The sequence below is a fragment of the Staphylococcus sp. GDY8P196P genome (genome assembly GCF_017891705.1).
GTDB classification, from domain to species: Bacteria; Bacillota; Bacilli; order Staphylococcales; family Staphylococcaceae; genus Staphylococcus; species Staphylococcus ureilyticus.
This window is the reverse complement of sequence record NZ_JAESJS010000003.1, coordinates 274,201-296,696: the sequence shown is the minus strand read 5'-3', so window position 1 is coordinate 296,696 and position 22,496 is coordinate 274,201. Positions and strand designations below refer to the sequence as shown.

Here is a 22,496-nt window from a genome sequence, read left to right as displayed (position 1 = left end):
ATGCTTACTGTCGCATTGGCAAAAGGTAGATTACTTAAAAGTTTTATAAAGTATTTAAATGAAATAAGAGAAACTGAAATAGCATATGCACTTGAACAAAGAGAGCGTCAATTACTTATAACAGTTAATGATATACAATTTATTTTAGTCAAGGGTAGTGATGTACCGATATATGTTGAACAAGGCGTTGCAGATATTGGCATCGTCGGCAGCGATATTTTAGAAGAAGGTAATTATTTTATTAACAACTTACTGGATTTACCTTTTGGCGAATGTCACTTTTCACTTGCTGCTAAACCAGAAGCTTATCAATTTAAAAAAGTAGCTACTTCATATACCCAAACAGCACGTCAATATTTTGAAGCACAAGGTTTAGATGTTGAGCTTGTAAAACTATCAGGTTCAATTGAATTGGCATGTTTGGTAGATATGGTAGATGGCATTGTTGATATTGTTCAAACTGGTACTACTTTAAAGTCAAATGGCTTAGTTGAAAAAGAAAAGATTAAAAACATCAATGCTAAACTCATTACAAATAAGGCATCATATTTTAAAAAATCAACTGAAATTGATGATTTAATTAAAACTTTGGAGGTGACGCTCATTGATTACAAATAAAGAAACATTTATGAATAACTACCTGAACCAATCTGAACTAAACGAAGATTTATATCCAATCGTAAAAGAAATTTGTGATCAAGTGAAATTTCGAGGGGACGACGCCTTAAAGGAATACAATCTAAAACTAGACAAAGTAGAAGCATCACAATTATCAGTTTCTAAGGAAGACTTATTTACTGCTTATCAACGCATTGACTCATCTATACGGGAAGCTCTTGAACAAAGTCATGACAGAATTAAGGCATATCAAATGTCTATTAAACAAGAGCATCAGCAGGATAATTCAGAATGTTACGAATTATATCACCCGTTAGAGCGTGTCGGTGTCTATGTCCCAGGTGGTAAAGCTAGCTATCCCTCCACCGTGTTAATGACTGTAACACTTGCTAAAGTTGCTGGTGTTAAAAATATCGTCGTCGTTACTCCACCACAAATTGAAGGTATACCTGATATTGTACTTGCTGCCTGTTATATTGCTGGTGTTGATCAAGTTTACCAAGTTGGTGGCGCACAAAGTATTGCTGCTCTTGCGTATGGTACTGAGACAATTCCTAAAGTGGATAAAATTGTTGGACCTGGAAATCAATATGTTGCCTATGCCAAAAAATATTTATATGGGCAAGTTGGCATTGATCAGATTGCTGGTCCAAGTGAAATTGCACTAATCATTGATCGATCGGCTGACATAAATGCCATTACTTATGATGTATTTGCTCAAGCAGAACATGATGAACTCGCTAGAACATTTGTCATCAGCGAAGATAAAGACTTATTACAACAATTAGAAAATAATATTCAAAAAACTCTAAGACAAATCAAACGGCAACCTATTGTTGAAGCCAGTTTAAAACACAATCACTTCTTAATTTCAGTAGAAAACTTTACTGAAGCTTGCGATTTGATGAATCAAATTGCACCGGAACATGCATCTATACAAACACAATGTCCACATGACTATATCAACCATGTGAAATATGTAGGTGCACTCTTCTTAGGACATTATTCTCCAGAAGTTATCGGAGATTATATTGCTGGCCCAAGCCATGTACTACCTACAAATCAGACTGCTCGTTTTACCAATGGTCTATCTGTGAATGATTTCTTAACGAGACATTCTGTCATAGATTTATCACAACAAACATTTAAAAACATTGAACAATCCGCACGTAAATTAGCACATATTGAACACTTGTATAATCACGAACAATCCATAGAAATTCGAACAACAAAGGAGCCACACAATGATTAGAATTAATAAAAATGAAAGTCCACTTAAACCATTATCTAATGAACAACTTGCAACAATTATTCAACAGGCAGCATTTAACTTTTATCCTGATGATGAGTATGAGCGCTTCAAACGAGCTTATGCAGCTTTTCATAATATTTCTCCTGATCAAGTCATAGCAGGTAATGGTTCTGATGAGCTCATTCAAAAATTAATGTTAATCATGACAGAAGGACCGGCATTGACCTTAGATCCTGACTTTTTCATGTATCAAGCTTATGCTAATCAGGTAGCTCGACCTATTGAATTTGTACCAGCAAATTCAGATTTAACATTTGATTTAGAAATGATTTTAAAACGAATTGATGAAGTACAGCCTGCATTCTTTATTATGAGTAATCCACATAATCCATCTGGCTTACAATATAGTACGACATTTTTAATGGCTATTGCAGATAAGATGCAAACATTGGGTGGTTACTTTATCATTGATGAAGCTTACTTAGATTTTGGTGAATCTTATGATATTAAGATGCAACCTCATGTTATTCAAATGCGTACGCTCTCGAAAGCGTTTGGTATCGCTGGCTTAAGACTAGGTGTGCTCATCGGTACTAATGATACCATCAAACTCATCCAAAGCATTGAGCATCCGTATCCTTTGAATACAATTACGCTTCATATCGCGATTTATATGTTTGAAAATCAAACAATGACTCGCGCGTTTATAAAGCAACAACGACAGCTTGCCCGAAAATTAAAAGATATGTTTCATGAACTTGTTGACGATGTCATGGTAGTCTTCCCTTCTGCTACAAATTTCGTATTAACCAAAGGAGAAGCTGCGCAAAGTTTAGGTGCTTATATTAAAGACAATGGATTCCTTCCAAGATTATACGATGAACCAGAAATGTCTGACTATGTACGATACTCTATTGTTACAGATGAACAATTAGATCAATTATTTATACTTATTAAAAATTGGAGGTCGCAATATGATACTAAATAAAACACGTAATACAGCAGAAACACAATTAAGCATTTCTCTGGCTGATGACCACCGTGAAAGTAATATTCATACAGGCGTTGGGTTTTTGGATCATATGTTGACACTCTTTACTTTTCACAGCCAATTATCCTTATATATAGAAGCAAATGGAGATGTTCAAGTCGATGATCATCATGTGACAGAAGATATTGGTATTGTTCTTGGACAGTTACTGTTATCGATGGTAAAGGAACGTAAATATTTTCAACGTTACGGGGTTAGTTACATACCCATGGATGAAACACTTGCGCGTACAGTCGTAGATATTAGTGGACGACCTTATTTATCTTTTAATGCTCAATTCAGTAAAGAAAAAGTAGGTACATTTGATACTGAACTCGTTGAGGAATTTTTCAGAGCACTTGTTATCAACTCACGTCTAACAACGCATATTGACTTAATTCGCGGTGGAAACACACACCATGAAATAGAAAGTATATTTAAATCTTTTGCTCGTGCGCTTAAAGATGCATTAGTCTCAAATGACGCTAATATCACTCCTTCTTCTAAGGGTGTGATTGAATGATTGCAGTGATTGACTATGGTTTAGGAAATATTAAAAACATACAACGTGCGCTTAATCGTTTAGGTTTTAATGCAATTTTAACAGATCGTGTAGAGGATATTGAGGCAGCAGATACCCTTATATTACCTGGTGTAGGTCATTTTAAAGATGCTATGCAAGCGATTGAAAAACGGGGATTAAAGTCTATTTTACAAAATATATCACATAAACCGATCATCGGTATTTGTCTAGGTATGCAATTGCTTTATGAACACAGCGCAGAAGGTGATGTAGAAGGATTACAACTTTTCCCAGGAAATATCATACCTATTCAAACACCTTATCCGGTACCGCATTTAGGGTGGAATAATTTAATCAGCAATTATACAACATTAACGCAAGATGTATATTTTGTACATTCCTATCAAGCTGAAATGTCAGATCATGTTGTTGCTTATGCAGACTATGGCACGTTGATTCCTGCAATTGTTCAATATAAAAATTTTATAGGTATCCAATTCCATCCTGAAAAAAGTGGTGAAGATGGTTTAGCGATACTTAATCAAGCTCTGAAAGGTGGTTTCTTATAATGATCAATATTTGGCCAGCTATTGATTTAATTAATGCAACAAGTGTGAGACTGACTGAAGGAAAATATGATTCAGAAGAAAAAATGACGCGCAGTGCCGAAGATAGCGTCGTTTTTTATGACAAGTTCGACTGTGTAGATCGTATTCATATTGTAGATTTAATCGGTGCCAAGCAGCAAACATCTATTGAACAGGACTACATCAAACAATTAAGAAGCCTGACCAATAAACCTATGGAAGTTGGTGGCGGTATACGTAGTTATGAAACAATCAAAGCTTATTTTGCTGACGGTATAGACTATTGTATTATTGGGACAAAAGGCATTCAAGATACTGAATGGTTAGCCAAAATGTCTTATCAATATCCGTACAAACTCTATCTATCAGTAGATGCATATCAGCGTGAAATAAAAATAAACGGCTGGGAACAAGATGCACATCTAGACTTATTCGATTTGGTTCAGCAAATCGAATCGCTACCATTGGGAGGTATCATCTATACGGATATTTCTAAAGATGGTCGCATGGCTGGCCCAAACTTTGAAATAACAGCACAGCTTGTCAAAGCAACACAAAAACCTGTCATTGCTTCTGGGGGTATTCGTCATCAACAAGACTTAGAACAATTAGAAAAATTTGGTGTTCATGCAGCAATCGTTGGTAAAGCTGCTCACAACCCTGCATTTTGGGAGGGATTATCATGATTAAAAAAAGAATTATCCCCTGCCTAGATGTGAAAGATGGCCGCGTTGTCAAAGGCATACAATTTAAAGGGCTACGTGACCTTGGAAATCCTGTGGATTATGCACTTTATTACAACGAGCAAGGTGCAGATGAATTAGTCTTTTTAGATATCTCTCGAACTGAAGCAGGCCATGGACTTATGTTAGATGTTATTGAAGAAACTGCTGAAAAACTATTCATTCCACTTACAGTAGGAGGCGGCATTTCCACAATTGATGACATTTCCCAGTTGCTAAATCATGGTGCTGACAAGGTATCTCTAAACTCTAGCGCACTAAAGCACCCTGCTTTTATCCAAGAAGCCAGTGAAAAATTTGGAAGCCAATGTATTTGTATCGCTATAGATAGTAACTTTGATACAGAGTTAAATGATTATTATTGCTATACACATGGCGGAAAAAAACGTACAGATAAACGTGTCTATGACTGGGTTCAAGAAGTGGAGGCACTTGGCGCTGGCGAATTATTAATAACGAGCATGACACACGATGGAATGAAACAAGGCTTTGATGTTAAACATTTACATGAGATTGAACAACTTGTGCACATCCCTATTATTGCTTCTGGTGGTGGCGGCAATCCAGAGCATTTTGTAGATTTATTCAAACAAACAAATGTCTCGGCAGGATTAGCTGCTAGCATACTGCATGACAAAGAAACCACAGTGAATGAAATTAAACAATCAATGGCTCAAGGAGGTATTCCAATAAGATGACACAACAACCTGATTTTAGTAAAGGGCTTATTCCTGCCATACTACAAGATGTTCAGACAAAACAAGTGCTTATGCTTGGTTATATGAATGAAAATGCATACAACAAAACGTTAGCTGAGGGGAAGGTTTGTTTTTATTCACGTTCTAAAGACCGCTTATGGACCAAAGGAGAAACTTCTGGTCACACCCAAGTCGTTCAAAATGTACACCTAGACTGTGATCAAGACACCTTATTGATAGATGTAATTCCCAATGGACCAACTTGTCATACTGGGAGCCAGAGTTGTTTCAATACAACGGTTCCTTTCTATGTACAACAGCTCGAAGACACTGTATCTTCAAGTGCTAACTCTAATAAAGAAAATTCATACACACAATATTTATTGAATGAAGGTTTAGAAAAAATCACGAAGAAGTTTGGTGAAGAAGCTTTTGAAGTCGTAATCGGTGCTATGAAATCTAATCAAGAAGAAGTAACAAATGAAACTGCTGATTTAATGTATCATCTTTTTGTACTTTTACATGCATTGAACATCAAATTTGAAGATATTGAGAAAACTTTGTCAAAACGTCATCAAGTTTCCAATAACTTTAAAGGAGAAAGATCAGATATAAAAAATTGGTAAATTCGATTTACTGATTGCCTCATGATTTTTCATAATCAGTTAATTTCACTAATATATACTCATATATCAAACTATAGGCTAAAACAGATCATAACTGTTTTAGCCTATAGTTTTGAATTTATTAATTTTTTATACAAATAACACCATCAAATCTTCATCATAATACCGTTTGCCATCATAAAGTGCCTTTGGTTCAGTGCCATATTTCTGAAATCCTAATTTTTCATATAATTTAATAGCACTTTGGTTTTCCGTAAGAACCGATAAACTTATAGTTTTAACCACACCTTGTTCAGTGACAATATCTATCATTTTTTGAATTAGTTGTTGAGTAAATCCTTGTTTTCTATATTGTGGATCACAATATACACCGACTAAATTACCTCTGTGCATCACTTTTTCTAATATTTCTCGATAAAAAGTTGCATAACCGATTAATTTTCCATCGTCAAATACACCCATTGTAAAATGTCTTTCATTCGACCCTATCCTCTCTTCAAAACGTTCAATTGGTAAATGAAGCTCACGTTGATAAGTTGAAGCAAAACCTGTAGGATCAGTTTGTAGAGACTGTAAGCGCAATGAGCGATATGCTTCTACATCGCTTTTCTTAAGACATCTAAACTCCATGCTCTACCTACTTTCACATTATATTATCACTTTACTATTAACTGACTCAACATCGTAACATTAAAAATATATATTAGACTGGTCTGACAGTAATTTCATTTACATTTACATGTGAAGGTTGTTGTAATGCATAAACTACCGCTTCAGCAATATCTTTGGGTTCTAGCTTTTTACGTTCTCCCCAATCTGTCTGGCCACTTAAAGGCGTATCTACCATACCTGGCGATATGCTTGTCACTCGAACGCCAGTTTTAGCCAGCTCTTTTTCCAATCCTTGCGTAATCGTGTGCACTGCAGCTTTCGTTGCACTATATATTGTACTCATTTTCGTCACTTCAAAACCTGAGATAGAAGCAATGTTAATAATATGGCCACTAGATTGAGCTAAAAATGTTGGTATAACTGCATTAATGCCATATAGTGTCCCTTTCACATTTGTATCAATCATTGATTCCCAAGCCTTTACATTACCGTCCGTTACAGCAGAAGACATCATTTGACCCGCACTATTTACAAGTATATCCAAGCGACCGAATTGTTCTTTTGCATATGCTATTAAACGTTCAACTTCTTGTTGCTGTGTCACATCCACTATTAAATATTCAACCTTTGCATGATGTTCGTTTGAACGAATACGATTCACAACATCTTTCAGCTTTGTTTCATTACGACCAGTTAATAGTAATTGTATACCGTGACTTGATAGCACCTCTGCTATGCTAGCACCAATGCCACTACTAGCACCAGTGATGATTGCAACCTTGTTCTCTAATTTAACCATCGAATCTTCCTTTCATCAAACGTATTTTATATTTTATACCCTGTCCTCAAAGATTGTACCATGTGCCCTCCCCCTTGAAACAATGAGTTAGCTCATAAGCATGTGTACTTGTCATATACACTAAATCATTATAAAGTGGGTATATCATACATAACTCACTTATCTTTAAATAAATTAGGAGGATGATCCATGAACTTCACTGAAAGAATAAAAGAACTAAGAAATAATATTGATAGTACAAGTTTCGACTTTCGTTTTGAACAATTGTTTAATGAAGAAGAGTGGCTTGGACTATCGCTTAACCAGCGCCAGCAATATGAACGTGAATTCAGAAAATATGTCACCCAAAGTAATGTATTGCGTATTTCATATGCTTCACAAGATCACATTCGCATGCGTATGTATAATTCTATTTATAACTATAATGAAATCAAACATAACTTTAAATCTTATGTTTAATCATGATGAGAAAAGCCTACGTTACTGGATGAACAGTAACATAGGCTTTTCCACTTTGTAAGGGCTCTAAATAAATCATGAAAGGTGATACTAGGGAGAATAATATTCATGAAGTTTTACACACAAGATACGATGAAGTATATGTGTATAAACTTCAATGCTACTAGATGAATACAGTGTATTAATTACTTACTAGTAGCTTTTTTTCTAATCCATAGTTGTATAATTTTTCTGCATCAATATAAGCTATATAATCAATACTTCTGTATCCATCTTTAATGTCATTAATAATGCCTTGATTCACACCAGTATGTGTGTATATATCATAACTGCTTTCATTTGAAAAAATGACTTCTTCAATTACTTTTCTCATTTAATAATCACTCCGTATTTTTTCTTTCGTTAGGCATTGTTATCTTCTACACCCTTATCATAATCGATAACGTTAAGAATTTAAAGTGTTTTGTGATTAATTTCACAAAATAATCACTTTTAGTCCTTTTTAATATATTTCACACATTTTTAAATTGACAAATTGTTTAATTTTAAAAATGATTGATTTTAAAAATACGCATCATAGGTTAACGATAAAATTCCATTTATAGTACCTATTTCGTTAATATTGCGCTTAATCACGAAGCGTTAGTTATACCATTAGATAAATTGCTGTCATATTTTAGCTAATCATTTAGCTCAAACGCACTGAATTTAATTTTTCTACAAATGCATGTGTTTGATGAATAATCATATCTAAGTGGTTTTTTTGTGTCCCTTTAGTTAATGCATTACCAATACCGATAGCATAGGCACCACTTTTGTACCACTGCTCCATATTTTCTAATGACATGCCGCCATAAGGTATCATATGTATATTGGGGAAGATTTCACGAATGTTTTTCAAAAAAGGTACACCTAATATATTTGCAGGATACAACTTAATCACTGGTACTTCATACTGTATCGCTTTAGTTACTTCATCTTTCGAAACACATCTTGGCATGTAAGGTATTTGGTATACATTACAAATATGCGCTATTTGAACGTCTAAATGCGACGTTGCTATATAGCGAGCACCATTTATAATCGCTACACGTGCGGTTACAACATTTTGAACTGAACCTGCACCAATGATAATTGATTTACCAAATTTTTGGGTTAACGCTTTTATGGCCAATTCTGCATAGGGCGTGTTAGATGTTATTTCAATATTTTTCATACCACCCTCAATCATTTTTTCACTTTTCAATATAGCATCATCACAAGTAGATCCCTTAACTACTCCTACCAAGTAGTTTCGGTGTAATTGTTCCAAAGTCAGCAATTTATCCATTAGCGTCTGTCCTTTCCAATCCATTTTATTTCATTGTAATTTTTATCTAATTTTCGTCAATCGATGACTACGTAACCCTTTCATAGTAAGATTCATTATATTTTGTTAACAATTTGACCAATCATTAGTATCTATGTAGCATATTGATGTTTTATTTACAAAATGGATGCCATAGATGAGATATATCAAAAATAAAATGTACGCACCTTTGATCACGTACTTCTCTCAAAATAACCAATATTTTTATTAATAAAATAACTATTTTAGTAATAAAATGACATAAAACACCTACTTTGTGATTATAATCACAAAGTTATACGAAATGCGCTAGTTTTTTTCTATTATGAATGCTAACTTTAATATTATAAAGAAAGCGCTTTATTATATCCTTGAGTTTTGCTTACAACAGTATTTTAAAAGTAAGGCAATGGTATATGATAAAGCACATATTTTAACTTGAGAGGAACAGATTAAATGATTGATTCTTTATCACATTACAAACCTAGGTTTAAAAAATTAATTTGCGTTGATTCTGACGGATGTGCCATCGATTCTATGACTATCAAGCATGAGCGGGCATTTGGTCCAGCTATTGTTGAAGAATGGGATTTAGAAAATATAGAGTCCAAACTATTAAAGCGTTGGAATGATATAAATTTATATGAAATCACTAGAGGTATTAATCGCTTTAAAGGATTAGAACGCATGTTAAGTGAACTTGTTGAACAAGGGATTCATATTGAGGGATACGAGCATATTAAGCAGTGGGTGCAAACAACAGATGCTTTCTCTAATCCAGCACTCGAAAAAGCTATATCAAACAATCCGCAACAAAATGGATTACAAAAAGCATTATCATGGTCCCACCGTGTTAATGCAATTATCAAAACCTTACCAAGTATTGGACCATTTAAAAACGTACAAACGTCTCTACAAAATGCTTCAACTTTTGCCGATATCGCAATTGTGTCATCAGCAAATTTAGCGGCAGTAGAATATGAGTGGGAAACATACAAATTAACAGACTATTTAAGTGGCATGTTTGCACAAGAAGCAGGTACAAAAGAGCACTGTTTAGCGCACTTAAAACAATATTACAACTTAGAAGACATCATCATGTTAGGAGATGCCAAAGGAGACTTAGAAGCAGCAGAATCTCATGGTATGTACTTTTATCCAATACTAGCAGGTCATGAAGATCAATCGTGGCTAGACTTTAACAATAAATATTTAAAATTGTTTAAAGATGGTCATTTCAACCAATACACACATGACACTTTAAAACAAATATTTTTTAATAATTTTGAAGGAGAGAACTAACACTATGGTTAAAGTAGATTTGACAGCATCACCCTATCATTTAAATGACAATCAAATAGCATGGGTAGAAGAAACACTTGGTACATTAACAGACGAAGAAAAAATTGGTCAATTATTTTTTAACTTATTTTCTTTAGAAGGTGGCAAAAAATTTTTTGACGCAGACTTAACTAATAAAGATATACTTGAACGTTATCACATTGGTGGCGCTCGATATGAAGGTGGAAACAAAGAAGAAGTTCAAAACTTACTCAATGATTTACAAAGGCATACGAAAGTTCCAGTGCTTGTAGCAGCAAACTGTGATTCAGGAGGAAATGGTGCATGTAAAGATGGTACATATATCGCAAGTGCTGCTCAATGTGAAGCTGCCCAAGATACAAAAGTTTCATATAATGCTGGTCTCGTTTCAGCACGTGAATCCTCAGCACTTGGTGTACACATTAATTTCGATCCCTGTGTAGACATACTTAAGAATTGGCGCAATACAATCGTTAATACACGTGCATATGGCACAGATGCTGAAACAGTTATTAAATATTCAAGTGCATTTATTGACGGCTTTAATGCTGAACGCGATATGATTACATGTATCAAACACTTCCCTGGAGACGGTACGGAAGAGCGTGACCAGCACTTGGTGCTTGGAGTAAATGAACTATCTACCGAGGAATGGGACGACAGCTTCCGAAAAGTTTATCAACATCACATTGATCGCGGTGTACAGATGATAATGGCAGGACATATTGCACAACCTGCTTATTCAAAAAAATTAAATCCAAGTCTCGAAGATAAAGACATTTTACCTGCAACTCTTTCTTCTGAACTAATTACTGATTTACTAAAAGATGATATGAAATTTAATGGTTTAGTCGTTACTGATGCTAGCCATATGTTAGGTATGACTGCTTCTATGCGTCGCGAAGATTATGTTCCATTAGCCATTGCAGCTGGTTGTGATATGTTCTTGTTCTTCAATGATTTGGAAGAAGATTACCAATTTATGCTCAATGGTTATAAAAACGGGGTCATCACAGAAGAGAGATTAAATGATGCCGTAAGACGTATCTTAGGTTTAAAAGCACAACTCAATCTTCACATGAAACAAGAAGACGGTTCAATCATTCAACCTCAAGAAGCATTAGATATTATCGGTTGTACAGAACATTTAGAAATGCGCGCAGAAGCAGCTGATTTAGGCATAACACTTGTAAAAAACACTTTAAATCAATTACCTATCCGACCTGAAACACATAAAAATATTATGCTTTATGTGATCGAAGGCGAAAAAGATGGCATCTATAAATCAGCGAATAACGTCACAGATGATATTATAAAAGAACTCGAATCTCGTGGATTTAATGTGACATTAAATGATGGTTCAACACGTATTAAAGGTAAAACATTAGAATATCGTGAAAAAGTAGACGCTGCGTTAGTATTTGCAAATATTATCGGCTATGCTGCTGAAAATAACTATCGCATTAAATGGGGTACAGCCATGAGCAATGAAATACCATGGTATGTACATGAAGTACCAACCGTGTTTATTTCTACCAATTTCACGACTCACCTGCATGATGCAACAATGGTTAAAGCTTATATAAACGCTTATCATTCCAACAGAGAAAATATTAAACAAACCATTGATAAGATCATGGGAGAAAGTGAATTTAAAGGTCAATATAATGACTTAGTATGGACAGAAAAATGGCAAGCAAAATTATAAAAAAGCGAGTTATAATATCATGCTTAGGATATAATACCTATGCTTAAATTAAGGACTAATCTCTCACATTAAAATGAGATTAGTCCTTTTTATATTGAAATACTTTCGTATGGGTATAGCTAGAGTATGTTTGTTCGAACTGTATACATTCACGTATTTTATTATCTACAGCGTCAACACAGTACTCTTTTGTCTCCTTTTATAACGATCATAAAGCTAAACAAACTAATTTATACTAAAACTTACTAAACATACAAAATACATTTTATTATATATAATGCCGCTAAATCATATTATTCAATTTGATACCCCCTTTTCTATAAAACCAAAATAACCCTAAAGCTTGTTATAGGCTTTAGGGTGAATATACTTATAATTGTATTTAGTTGTTTATGATTTATAGCCAAAGTTAGGTATGTTTTCCCAACGTTTCTTGAAATAATGTGCAACTGCTTTAGGGCGACGTTCACGCGTGAATATTCCTTTTTTGTTTCCTTGGACACGGATAATATCTGCAGATGTTTCAAAATCTGCAAAATTCCATGTATGTTCACCAATAAATTGTGGATATTGATCAATGACTTCATGATTTGCTTCATAATAACGAATTTGGTACTCTTCCGTAAATAATTCATCATTTAGTGAATGTAATCCTGCTACTGTGTCCGCACCATATTCTGTAAACATAATTGGCTTATGCGGTTGTTTTTCACTCCAACCATCTAACTCAGTTCTTAAAGCTTCTTTAGCAGCTTCCAAGTCGCCTGTTTGTGTATACCATCCGTAATATCTGTTCAGACATAATACATCTACTAAATCTTGAACTTGGCAATTATCCGGCTGTGACATTAAAATGGTTACGATTGTTACAGGTCTGTTTTGTGGATCGCAAGAACGTGCTAAGTTGACCAAGGGCTCAAAATATTCTTTTGCGCCTTCTTCAGTTGAAGCTGGTTCATTAGCTATTGACCACATTACTACACATGCATGGTTTTTATCTCTATCAATCAAATCTTTGATAACAGATTCGTGTGCTTTTTTCGTTCCAATTTCTTTAAATGTATCTCTTGTAGACACACCATATAATACAGTGCTAAAGTTTAAATGCACGCCGACAGCAGTTGTTTCATCTATGACAACAATACCTTGTTCATCTGCCAATCGCATCATTTCTTCAGAATAAGGATAGTGTGACGTTCTAAATGAGTTACCGCCAATCCATTTAATCAGATTGAAATCCATAACGTTTGTTACTTCATTTAATCCTCGGCCATTATAATAGGTATCTTCATGCTTACCAAATCCTTTAAAATAAAACGGTTGATCATTGATTAAAAATTGCCCCTGTTTTACTTCCACAGATCGTATACCAAAACGCTCAGTATAACTATCTACAGCTTGGTTATTATCTACTAACGTTACTTCTAAATGATATAAGTAAGCATTCAAAGGTTGCCATAAATGCGGCTGTTCAACCTTGATAGAACCCTGTGCATCAGTCGTTTCTGCTACAACCTTTCCCGCTTCATCTATCAATTTAATTAAGATATCATCCACTGGTTCATTGATGGAAACATTATAATTTATATCTGCCACATTATTTTTAACTTCTGGAACAATTTCAATATCTTTTATAAATGTTTGTGGTGTTGTATAAATTTTAACGGGTCTATGCAAACCAGCATAATTGAAAAAGTCAAAATTAGGTTTATTTCTTTTAATCAAATTACCATCTTTGTCTGTGGTTTCGCTATAATTACCAACAGGTAAAGTCGTTTCGTCTAATATATTATTTACACAAACCGTTAAACGATGTTTTCCTGTAGAGAATTTTTGATTTAATTCCACTTCAAATGGTAGAAATCCTCCTTGATGTGATGTGACTTCTTGACCATCGATATAAACAGTTGCTTTATGTGTAGCTGAACCAAATCTCAACACAATACGTTCATCTGATAGTACATTAGGTATCGTAAACATTCTTTCATACCAAACGTTTCCTACATGATTACGTATGTTTGCAGTCACGCCTTGATCATTATATGAACCAGGTACTGCCATAACTAAATCAGTGTCCAAAGGTTTCGTTACATCTATTTGATCATAGTTCTCTTCTAATTTAAACTGCCAAACACCATTTAAGTCTATGATACTTCTCTGTTCATTTGTTACTGGATATAGCATATAAATGCTCCTCTCATAAAATTAAATACAAAATAGTTATAATTCCTCTCTAAGTGCTAGTTCTTTAACAATTTGTTTATGTTTCTGATCTGTTAATGGGTATGCAATGAAGAAAAGTATCACTGCAACTAAACAAATGACCGCGGGTACCACAAAGAATAATATTTTTAAACCGAATATTGTATCAGGCGTTTGTGCCGCATTAGGTACATAACCAATAATTGTTAATGCCATACCTGGTATAAAACCTGCTAAGCCTTGTGAAATTTTTCTAGTAAAACTATAACTTGCATAAATAATACCTTCAGATCTAAGTCCTGATTGCCATTGTCCGTATTCTACAACATCAGCTATAAACGCCCATGTCACCGTATTTGGAATAACTAAGAATAATTGTGCAATCGTGTTAAATATTAAGAAAAGTACAATTTGCTCTGAAAATAACGAAAAGTTCACAATTTGGAAAATAATAAAACCACTTACGCCTATGACTGCTGTCATTTTTTTACCTACTTTTTTACTTAAGAAAGTAGTTAGGAATAATGCTGGTATTAAAACAATAAAATTCAATGTACTTACAATTCCTATTAAATTATCAAAACCAAGTACATTTTTGTAATAATATAGTTGCGCACCTTGTTGTAAAAATAAAGCAGTAATCGTTAGCAATGTATAAATTGCTAAAATTATAAATGGTCTATTTTTCAGTAAATTAAAAAACGCTTTACGCCCTAAACCTTTTACTTGCGGACGTTCAATTGTATGACGCTCTTTAACCCCCTTATAACACAACATATGTAGTGTGACACCTGCAATTGCAAGTATTCCTACTGCAATCGGATAACCAATCGCATGATTCGGAAATAGACTTACTAACGGAATAATAACAATGCCTGAAATAAACATGGCACCTTGTGACCCTAAATTACGAAACACTGATAATTGTGTTCGATCATCCGCATTAATCGTCATTGAGGCAGACAATGAACCATAAGGTATATTCACGACAGAATAAGCAGCATTGAATAGTAAATATGTTCCAAATGCCCATATAATTTTACCTGTTTCACTGATATCAGGAGAAATAAAAGTTAAAACAGTCAATATTGCTAAAGGAACGCTCCCATATAAAATAAATGGTCTAAATTTTCCTCGCTTTGAAAAATTCTTCTGATTATCGACAAGAGTTCCTACACCCGTGTCTACAAATGCATCGAAAAATTTAGCAACTAAAAATACGAGACCACCAACGGCAGACGGAATTCCCAAAATATCTGTATAAAAAAGCAGTAAATAAATTTGCCCCATATCAAACATTAATCCGTTACCTAAATCCCCAAATCCATAAGCTAGTTTTTCTTTGAATTTTAATTTCGGTGATTCAATTTCGTTAAATTTTTTCAATTTCTTATTTGCCGGTTTTAATCTGGCTGTAACCATAAGGATTACCTCTTTCCACTATCGAAACAACATTTGTGCACCTCATCTTTGCAGTTTCATAGTCTGTTTTATTGAATGTGGCCATCAATCATAACTTTCCCCATAGAATTGAAAGCGTTTTCTTACGTACATAAAAATTTTTAACCCTCTAGAATAGATACGCTTATTATTTTCACGTGCATACACCCTTAACACTTTTTGATAGAGCTCTTACTTTTATTATATTTTTATAATGACAACAGTCAATAAAAAATAACAACGTTGTTAAAATTGTGTCTTACTTATCCATCTATGCTATTTTTTTTCAACTATTGCTAAAGTCTGTAATAACGCCAATCCAAATTGATACTATACTTTATTACATACAATTGCGCGGAAAATATTAAATTAGCTCTAAGTTTAATGTGAATTGGTGCTATTTTAATTATTTTCAGAGATAATTATGATTTTTTTGATATTTTCCTAATTTTTTTTACAATTTTTTTATTGAATATTTAATTTTCTGATTTTTCATTATATCTACTAATAAAATTCTTTATGTTCTGTCCGATATTTCAATGGTGTCTTGCCATATTGCTTTTTAAAACATTGTGCGAAATAACTTTGTTCCTTAAAACCAACATATTTTGCCACTTCGGCAACAGTCATTTTTGTCCGCGCTATTAAGTCACGCCCTTTTTTTATTCTTAGTGCTGTAATAAATTGTGATAAAGATTGATGACATTCCTGATTAAAAATTCTTGATAGATAACTAGGTGCCAAATTCACATAATTCGCTAATTCTTCTAAAGTTAAATTACTATCTAAGTTTCTTTCAATATATTGAATCACTTTACTTACTTTAGGGCTAAAGGCATTCGCTTTAATTTTCATAGCCCTTTCTGCATATTCCTTTACAATTGCATACGTTAATTCTTCCAATACTTCTACATCCAATGTCCGATCAATCATTGCAGCATATCGAGCGGATATTTCATCGATATGTATAAGACTTACACCCGCTTTTTCACCAGCTTTACGGCATAAAGTATTGATCAAATATGCTTTATATTGTTCATTTGATAGATCATCCTTCACTCGTCGTAAACCAGTCACAGACAAACTCATCTTTTTTAAAATCGTTAATGCTTCTTCGACATTTCCGTTTTCTACTGCAGTCAACAATTGATTTTCTAAATTATATCTATATTCTATTTCTTGTAATGTGTAATCACTTTGAAGCTTAGAATCAGCTAAAAATGTTTCATTTGCATGAAAACTGAAGTCAATTTCTACCGTTTCATAGACAATATTTCTTTTCTTCAAAAAACGAATTGCTAAACGACACATTTTTTGTGCTTTAACATGATGACATATTGGTATTTTAAGTAGATATTGTTTCAGTGTAGGCAGCTTAGAAATTTTAATATTTAAATTAAGTAACATTTCATTACATTGGCGCTCATTGGGTCGTTTATCCATATAAGGCCCAATAATATATATTTTTCTATATTTTTTAAATTTAAAAATCAAAAAGCTAACATTAAAACTATTTTTATAGTGATAAATTTTATTACTTTGCATATGCACAATAAAATGTTTCAACTCATTTCTATATTGTTTTTTGGTAGTATTCATAAAAGGTGTCTTAATATGGTTACTAATCTCCTTTATGTTGTCCATATCATAACCTTCTAACTGAATACCCAGCAATTGTATAGCATGCATTTGCAATATTTCTAGCGTTTCATTTTTCATAAAAAACACCCCATTCCTTATATTTTTATTATATCTAAATATTAAGGAATAGAGTATCAAATGAATAAAAAATATTTAATTTATTTTTAGTATTTTATATATTTAGTCATGTAAGGCTATTGATCACTCTGTGTCTATTGTTTCTTACCCAATTTTAATTTAAACGGCGCATAGAATAAGACAAAGATAAGTACCAAACCTAAATAACCGATTAATGGATAGAAGATTGCTACCAGATCTGTAAATCCGACAAAACTTAAGCAAAGTCCTACAAGGATTGTAATAGTATAAAATATCTTAAAACGTATAGAATCTACAACAGTGAAACGTGTTGCAAATGCATAAAACATACCTAGTCCTGTATTGAAAATCATACCAAATATCACGATTGCCATAATGATACCTAGAATTGGTGATATATGATTCACAATACCTAACATAGGCATTTCCATATTACCGACAATATTGATTTGTGTAAAAATTGCTAAATGACTTAAGACAATCATAGCACCCAATATCAGGCCACCTACTAAGCCTCCAATTGCTGCTACTTTTGAATTTTTTTCTGCTCCACCCATTACAATAGCCATTGAAGCACCTACTGCTGTATTAAATGAAGCATAATTAATACCTGCAACAAACCAATTAGGTAATGTCGAAGGTTTCGCATCTGAAATTGTATTTAATTCAGAAAATGGTACATTTGTAGTTAAGAAACTATAAATCGAAATAATTAATATAAAAATAATTAAAAACGGCGTAATATTGCCAATAACTTTAACTACACCTTCTACCTTTAACATTCCTGCAAGGATGATTAATACAGTCATTAATAATGTACCAACGAGCGATGGTACCCCAAATTGTTGATTTAAGTTTGACCCAGCACCTGCAATCATCACTACACCGACACCAAACAAAGTAAAGATAATGACTAAATCAATAATCCATCCCAATAATTTTCCAAATAATGATTTTCCAGTAATATTATGTATAACGACTTTATGTGAATCTGTATCAAACTTACTCCCTAACCAAACAAGCATCATCCCAACATAAGCAAACAACGCTGTGGTAATGATAGCACCCAAAGTGCCCAAAATACCAAAACTAGTAAAATATTGCAGCACTTCTTGTCCAGAAGCAAATCCAGCACCAACGATGACACCGATAAAAGCACTAGCAATCAGTAATATTCTTTTCATCATGTTACCCCCTTATTGAGTCTACTATATACAACTTAAATAAAATTTCAATTATAATAACTATGATTATTGTATATTTGGCATCTAAACTACTTAAAATTTCTACGATTACTCAATTTTATCATTTTATCCATAATTTATGTTGAAATACTTAAAAGACTAAGCAATTCATGCAATATAGCATTTGGAACATAAACCCTAGAAAAATAACATGAAGATGATTTAATTCAGTCCATCTGTGTGATTCATTGTTACTCATCAATACTACGACTTATTTATGTCTAAATTCACATTAAAATATTTTTAAAAATAAGGACTTATATTAACCCAAGTAGTAAATCAATGACCTAACTATAATTAAAATAATATTGAAAAAGGCAATTTCTATATGATTTCAATAGAAATTGCCTTTTTTCACTTGTTCAAGAACTTTATGTTCCAGACTCTATTTCGTAACACACACCCATTTATATGTGTTTTTATGTGATTTTATTATACAAAGATACTTAATATAAAAATAAAAACTAGTCCTGAAACAGAAATAACCGTTTCAAGTAATGACCAAGTTAGAAACGTTTCTTTAACAGTTAAACCAAAATATTCTTTAAACATCCAAAAGCCTGCGTCATTCACATGAGATAAGATAACACTACCTGCGCCAATTGCTAATACTACTAATGCAACATTCACGTCCGATGATTGTAGTAATGGCAATACAATGCCTGTTGATGAAATTGCGGCTACTGTAGATGAGCCTAAAGCAATTCTTAAAACGGCTGCAACTACCCATGCTAGTAATATAGGAGACATTTCAGTACCTTCAAACATTTTAGCTATTGTGTCACCAACACCACCATCTATCAGTACCTGTTTGAAAGTACCACCGCCGCCTATAATTAAAATCATCATTCCAATAGGATAGATTGCGTTTGATACAGAATCCATGATTTCAGCATTTTTTCTACCTTGTCTGACACCCATTGTTATAATTGCAAACAAAACGGCAATTAACATCGCTGTACCAGCAGTACCTATAAAGTAAATGAAGGATTCAAAGCCATTTGTCGCTTCTTCATTACCCGTCACTAACTGAACAATTGTAGAAAGTAACATAAGAATAACTGGTGAAATTGCAGTTAGTAAACTGATACCAAATCCAGGCATTTCAGACTCTGAAAATTCTTTTTGCGCACCTAAAGCTGAGATATCACCTTCGCGTTGATAAGCAGTTGGCGTAATTTTTTGTGCCACTTTATTAAATAATGGCCCTGCAATAATGGTAACAGGTATTGCTATAATTATACCGTAAAGTAACACATGACCTAAATTAGCTTGTAGTTCTTTAGCAATTACAACTGGTCCCGGATGTGGTGGTAAGAATCCATGTGTCACAGATAGTGCTACAACCATAGGAAGTCCAAGTTTTAATTGTGATACATTCGCGCGTTTTGCAATTGTAAATACTAATGGTATTAATAGTACTAATCCTACTTCAAAGAATAACGCTATACCTACAATAAAGGCTGCAATCAACATTGCCCATTGTACGTGTTTGTGTCCAAACTTTTTAATCAATGTATCGGCAATACGTGTAGCACCACCACCATCAGCCAATAGTTTACCTAAAATCGCACCTAAACCAAAAATTAGAGCAATATGTCCTAAAGTACTTCCCATACCATTTTCAATGGTTTCTATAATTTTATCTAACGGCATTCCGAGTAAAATAGCAGTGATAATAGATGTAATAATTAATGATATAAATGTATTTAACTTCAAGAAAATGATTAATGATAATAATACAACGATACCTATAACCACTGTAATTAATGGCCAAATTGTTTCAAACATAATTGTTCTCCCCTTTAACACTTAACATAATCGTTCATAATATCAAAAGGGCTTGCCCTCTCAATGATAACGCTTACTTAAATGTTTAAAATTTTAAATTTTTTAAACTGAATGAAATGATAGCCTTAAATGGAATTTACATATTTTTATTTATAGCTTATCATTCACTCAGTTTGTACCAATAAATCGTATCTACGATTTATCTTCAACCACATGTTCACGCTGAAACGTAGCGATTTCAGCATAGCGTTCTTCTAATGAGCGACTTAAATTGATGAAAATTGAAATGAGTTTTTGATAAACATTCACATTATCTTGATTTGGACGATGCTGATTTGTTGTACCCACCATTTCTTCAATAATAGAAAAATCTTCAATTTCACCAAGTGCCTTCATGCCAAGTACACAAGCGCCTAAACATGAGCTTTCATAACTCTCTGGGACGATTAAATTCGTATCAAAGATATCTGCCATCATTTGACGCCACACTTCACTTTTAGCAAACCCTCCCGTTGCTTTTATCGTGGACGGTGTTTCATTCATTACTTCGACTAATGCTAAATAAACTGTATAAAGGTTATAAAGAACGCCTTCTAACGCTGCTCGAATCATATGTTCTTTCTTGTGAGCTAGCGTTAAGCCAAAGAATGAACCTCGTGCATCTGCATTCCACAATGGTGCACGTTCACCTGCTAAATATGGATGGAATATCAACCCATCTGCGCCCGGTTTCACACGATTAGCAATTTTAGTCAGTACATCATAAGGGTCGACGCCTAAACGTTTTGCTGTTTCCACTTCACTCGCCAATAATTCGTCACGTAGCCATCGTAATACCACGCCTCCATTATTCACTGGTCCTCCAATGACATAATGATCTTCCGTCAAAACATAACAGAAAATTCTACCTTTATAATCTGTTCGTGGTTTATCTATTACTGTTCTTATGGCGCCAGAAGTTCCAATGGTTACAGCAACTTCACCTTTTTTAAACGCATTTACGCCTAAATTTGACAATACGCCATCACTAGCACCTACAACAATTGGCGTATTTTCGTCAATACCCATTAATGTTGCGTAACGACGTTTCATTCCTTTTAATATATGTGTTGTCGGTACAATTTCAGGCAATTGAGATTTACGAATGCCTAACAACGCTAATGCTTCTTGATCCCAATCTAAATTCTCTAAGTTAAACATGCCAGTAGATGAAGCCATCGATTGATCAATCACATAGGTTTCAAATAACTGATAAAAAATATATGTCTTAATGTCTGCAAACATCGCTGTTTGATTATATATTTCTTGTTGTTCGTGTTTCATCCAAAATATTTTAGATAGAGGTGACATTGGATGGATAGGCGTACCTGTTCTACTGTATATCGCGTCACCGTCATATTTGTCTTTAATCATTTCTGCATATTTTGTCGCACGATTATCTGCCCAAGTCAAATTCTCAGTTAATCGTTGATGACTTGCATTCATTGCAATCAAACTATGCATTTGAGCACTAAATGAAATTAATTTCAAATCATTTTTATGAACATTGGCTTCCCTCATAACATATTTAATCGTCATCAATACTGCATCAAATAACTCATCAGGATTTTCTTCTGACACCTCCACATTTGGTGTATGCAAAGGATAGCCAATATTATGTTTCATAATAAACTGCCCTTTTTCATCATAAAGCACTGCTTTTGTACTTGTCGTACCTATATCAACACCTATCATGTATTTCATAGTTTTTCCT

Annotated in this window: 21 protein-coding genes; 11 read left to right on the top strand and 10 right to left on the bottom strand. The window is 33.7% G+C overall.

Annotation, left to right across the window (positions count from 1 at the left end; genetic code table 11):
* Genes hisG through hisIE form a run of 8 tightly spaced genes read left to right on the top strand, consistent with a single transcriptional unit; the run spans position 1 to position 6,077 of the window.
* On the top strand, positions 1 to 618 hold the full coding sequence (gene hisG / locus KA814_RS01380; RefSeq protein ID WP_019470094.1) for an ATP phosphoribosyltransferase: 618 nt from the start codon (positions 1 to 3) through the stop codon (positions 616 to 618).
* Positions 608 to 1,870 carry a histidinol dehydrogenase gene (gene hisD / locus KA814_RS01375; RefSeq protein ID WP_064209404.1) on the top strand — a complete coding sequence of 421 codons (1,263 nt, stop codon included), beginning with the start codon at positions 608 to 610 and terminating at the stop codon, positions 1,868 to 1,870. The genes hisG and hisD overlap by 11 nt, the downstream gene beginning before the upstream one ends.
* Complete coding sequence (locus KA814_RS01370; RefSeq protein ID WP_210122647.1) at positions 1,863 to 2,858, top strand: pyridoxal phosphate-dependent aminotransferase; 996 nt, start codon at positions 1,863 to 1,865, stop codon at positions 2,856 to 2,858. Before hisD ends, KA814_RS01370 begins: the two co-directional genes overlap by 8 nt.
* Complete coding sequence (gene hisB / locus KA814_RS01365; RefSeq protein ID WP_046206801.1) at positions 2,845 to 3,423, top strand: imidazoleglycerol-phosphate dehydratase HisB; 579 nt, start codon at positions 2,845 to 2,847, stop codon at positions 3,421 to 3,423. The genes KA814_RS01370 and hisB overlap by 14 nt, the downstream gene beginning before the upstream one ends.
* On the top strand, positions 3,420 to 3,992 hold the full coding sequence (gene hisH / locus KA814_RS01360) for an imidazole glycerol phosphate synthase subunit HisH (RefSeq protein ID WP_019470090.1): 573 nt from the start codon (positions 3,420 to 3,422) through the stop codon (positions 3,990 to 3,992). Before hisB ends, hisH begins: the two co-directional genes overlap by 4 nt.
* The gene (gene hisA / locus KA814_RS01355) at positions 3,992 to 4,696 is read left to right on the top strand and encodes a 1-(5-phosphoribosyl)-5-((5-phosphoribosylamino)methylideneamino)imidazole-4-carboxamide isomerase (RefSeq protein WP_064209294.1); all 705 of its coding nucleotides are present in this window, start codon (positions 3,992 to 3,994) and stop codon (positions 4,694 to 4,696) included. The genes hisH and hisA overlap by 1 nt, the downstream gene beginning before the upstream one ends.
* Positions 4,693 to 5,451: an imidazole glycerol phosphate synthase subunit HisF gene (gene hisF, locus KA814_RS01350; RefSeq protein WP_064209293.1), complete on the top strand. Its 759-nt coding sequence runs from the start codon at positions 4,693 to 4,695 to the stop codon at positions 5,449 to 5,451. Before hisA ends, hisF begins: the two co-directional genes overlap by 4 nt.
* Positions 5,448 to 6,077, top strand: a complete 630-nt coding sequence (gene hisIE / locus KA814_RS01345) for a bifunctional phosphoribosyl-AMP cyclohydrolase/phosphoribosyl-ATP diphosphatase HisIE (RefSeq protein ID WP_064209292.1) — start codon at positions 5,448 to 5,450, stop codon at positions 6,075 to 6,077. The genes hisF and hisIE overlap by 4 nt, the downstream gene beginning before the upstream one ends.
* 129 nt (positions 6,078 to 6,206) lie before the next feature.
* Here the strand turns inward: hisIE and KA814_RS01340 are convergent, their stop codons facing one another.
* Together KA814_RS01340 and KA814_RS01335 are read right to left on the bottom strand one after the other, a co-directional pair.
* Complete coding sequence (locus KA814_RS01340) at positions 6,207 to 6,707, bottom strand: GNAT family N-acetyltransferase (protein WP_064209291.1); 501 nt, start codon at positions 6,705 to 6,707, stop codon at positions 6,207 to 6,209.
* 73 nt (positions 6,708 to 6,780) lie between these two features.
* Positions 6,781 to 7,488 (bottom strand): SDR family oxidoreductase, encoded by a 708-nt coding sequence (locus KA814_RS01335; protein ID WP_064209290.1) that lies wholly within the window; start codon positions 7,486 to 7,488, stop codon positions 6,781 to 6,783.
* A gap of 189 nt (positions 7,489 to 7,677) precedes the next feature.
* Here KA814_RS01335 and KA814_RS01330 point away from each other — a divergent pair, with 189 nt between their 5' ends.
* Positions 7,678 to 7,947, top strand: coding sequence for a DUF1413 domain-containing protein (locus tag KA814_RS01330; RefSeq protein WP_019470084.1), 270 nt, complete (start codon positions 7,678 to 7,680; stop codon positions 7,945 to 7,947).
* A 181-nt stretch (positions 7,948 to 8,128) separates the two neighbouring features.
* Here KA814_RS01330 and KA814_RS01325 read toward each other — a convergent pair whose 3' ends face one another.
* Complete coding sequence (locus KA814_RS01325; RefSeq protein ID WP_019470083.1) at positions 8,129 to 8,320, bottom strand: hypothetical protein; 192 nt, start codon at positions 8,318 to 8,320, stop codon at positions 8,129 to 8,131.
* Positions 8,321 to 8,635: 315 nt separating this feature from the next.
* A complete protein-coding gene (locus KA814_RS01320; RefSeq protein WP_064209289.1) occupies positions 8,636 to 9,277 on the bottom strand; it encodes a beta/alpha barrel domain-containing protein in 642 nt (213 codons plus the stop codon).
* 474 nt (positions 9,278 to 9,751) lie between these two features.
* Here KA814_RS01320 and KA814_RS01315 point away from each other — a divergent pair, with 474 nt between their 5' ends.
* Both KA814_RS01315 and KA814_RS01310 read left to right on the top strand, forming a co-directional pair.
* Positions 9,752 to 10,597 (top strand): HAD hydrolase-like protein, encoded by an 846-nt coding sequence (locus KA814_RS01315; protein ID WP_064209288.1) that lies wholly within the window; start codon positions 9,752 to 9,754, stop codon positions 10,595 to 10,597.
* A gap of 4 nt (positions 10,598 to 10,601) precedes the next feature.
* On the top strand, positions 10,602 to 12,326 hold the full coding sequence (locus KA814_RS01310) for a glycoside hydrolase family 3 protein (RefSeq protein ID WP_064209287.1): 1,725 nt from the start codon (positions 10,602 to 10,604) through the stop codon (positions 12,324 to 12,326).
* Positions 12,327 to 12,716: 390 nt separating this feature from the next.
* Here the strand turns inward: KA814_RS01310 and uidA are convergent, their stop codons facing one another.
* From uidA to gntK, 6 genes are all read right to left on the bottom strand, one after another.
* A complete protein-coding gene (gene uidA / locus KA814_RS01305; RefSeq protein ID WP_064209286.1) occupies positions 12,717 to 14,510 on the bottom strand; it encodes a beta-glucuronidase in 1,794 nt (597 codons plus the stop codon).
* 36 nt (positions 14,511 to 14,546) lie between these two features.
* Positions 14,547 to 15,950, bottom strand: a complete 1,404-nt coding sequence (locus KA814_RS01300) for an MFS transporter (protein WP_046206794.1) — start codon at positions 15,948 to 15,950, stop codon at positions 14,547 to 14,549.
* A gap of 522 nt (positions 15,951 to 16,472) precedes the next feature.
* Positions 16,473 to 17,687 (bottom strand): helix-turn-helix domain-containing protein, encoded by a 1,215-nt coding sequence (locus KA814_RS01295; protein ID WP_046206793.1) that lies wholly within the window; start codon positions 17,685 to 17,687, stop codon positions 16,473 to 16,475.
* Positions 17,688 to 17,821: 134 nt separating this feature from the next.
* On the bottom strand, positions 17,822 to 18,892 hold the full coding sequence (locus KA814_RS01290; RefSeq protein WP_019470076.1) for a YkvI family membrane protein: 1,071 nt from the start codon (positions 18,890 to 18,892) through the stop codon (positions 17,822 to 17,824).
* 492 nt (positions 18,893 to 19,384) lie between these two features.
* Positions 19,385 to 20,743, bottom strand: a complete 1,359-nt coding sequence (locus KA814_RS01285) for a gluconate:H+ symporter (RefSeq protein WP_019470075.1) — start codon at positions 20,741 to 20,743, stop codon at positions 19,385 to 19,387.
* 192 nt (positions 20,744 to 20,935) lie between these two features.
* On the bottom strand, positions 20,936 to 22,486 hold the full coding sequence (gntK, locus tag KA814_RS01280) for a gluconokinase (RefSeq protein ID WP_019470074.1): 1,551 nt from the start codon (positions 22,484 to 22,486) through the stop codon (positions 20,936 to 20,938).
* Positions 22,487 to 22,496 lie beyond the last annotated feature (10 nt).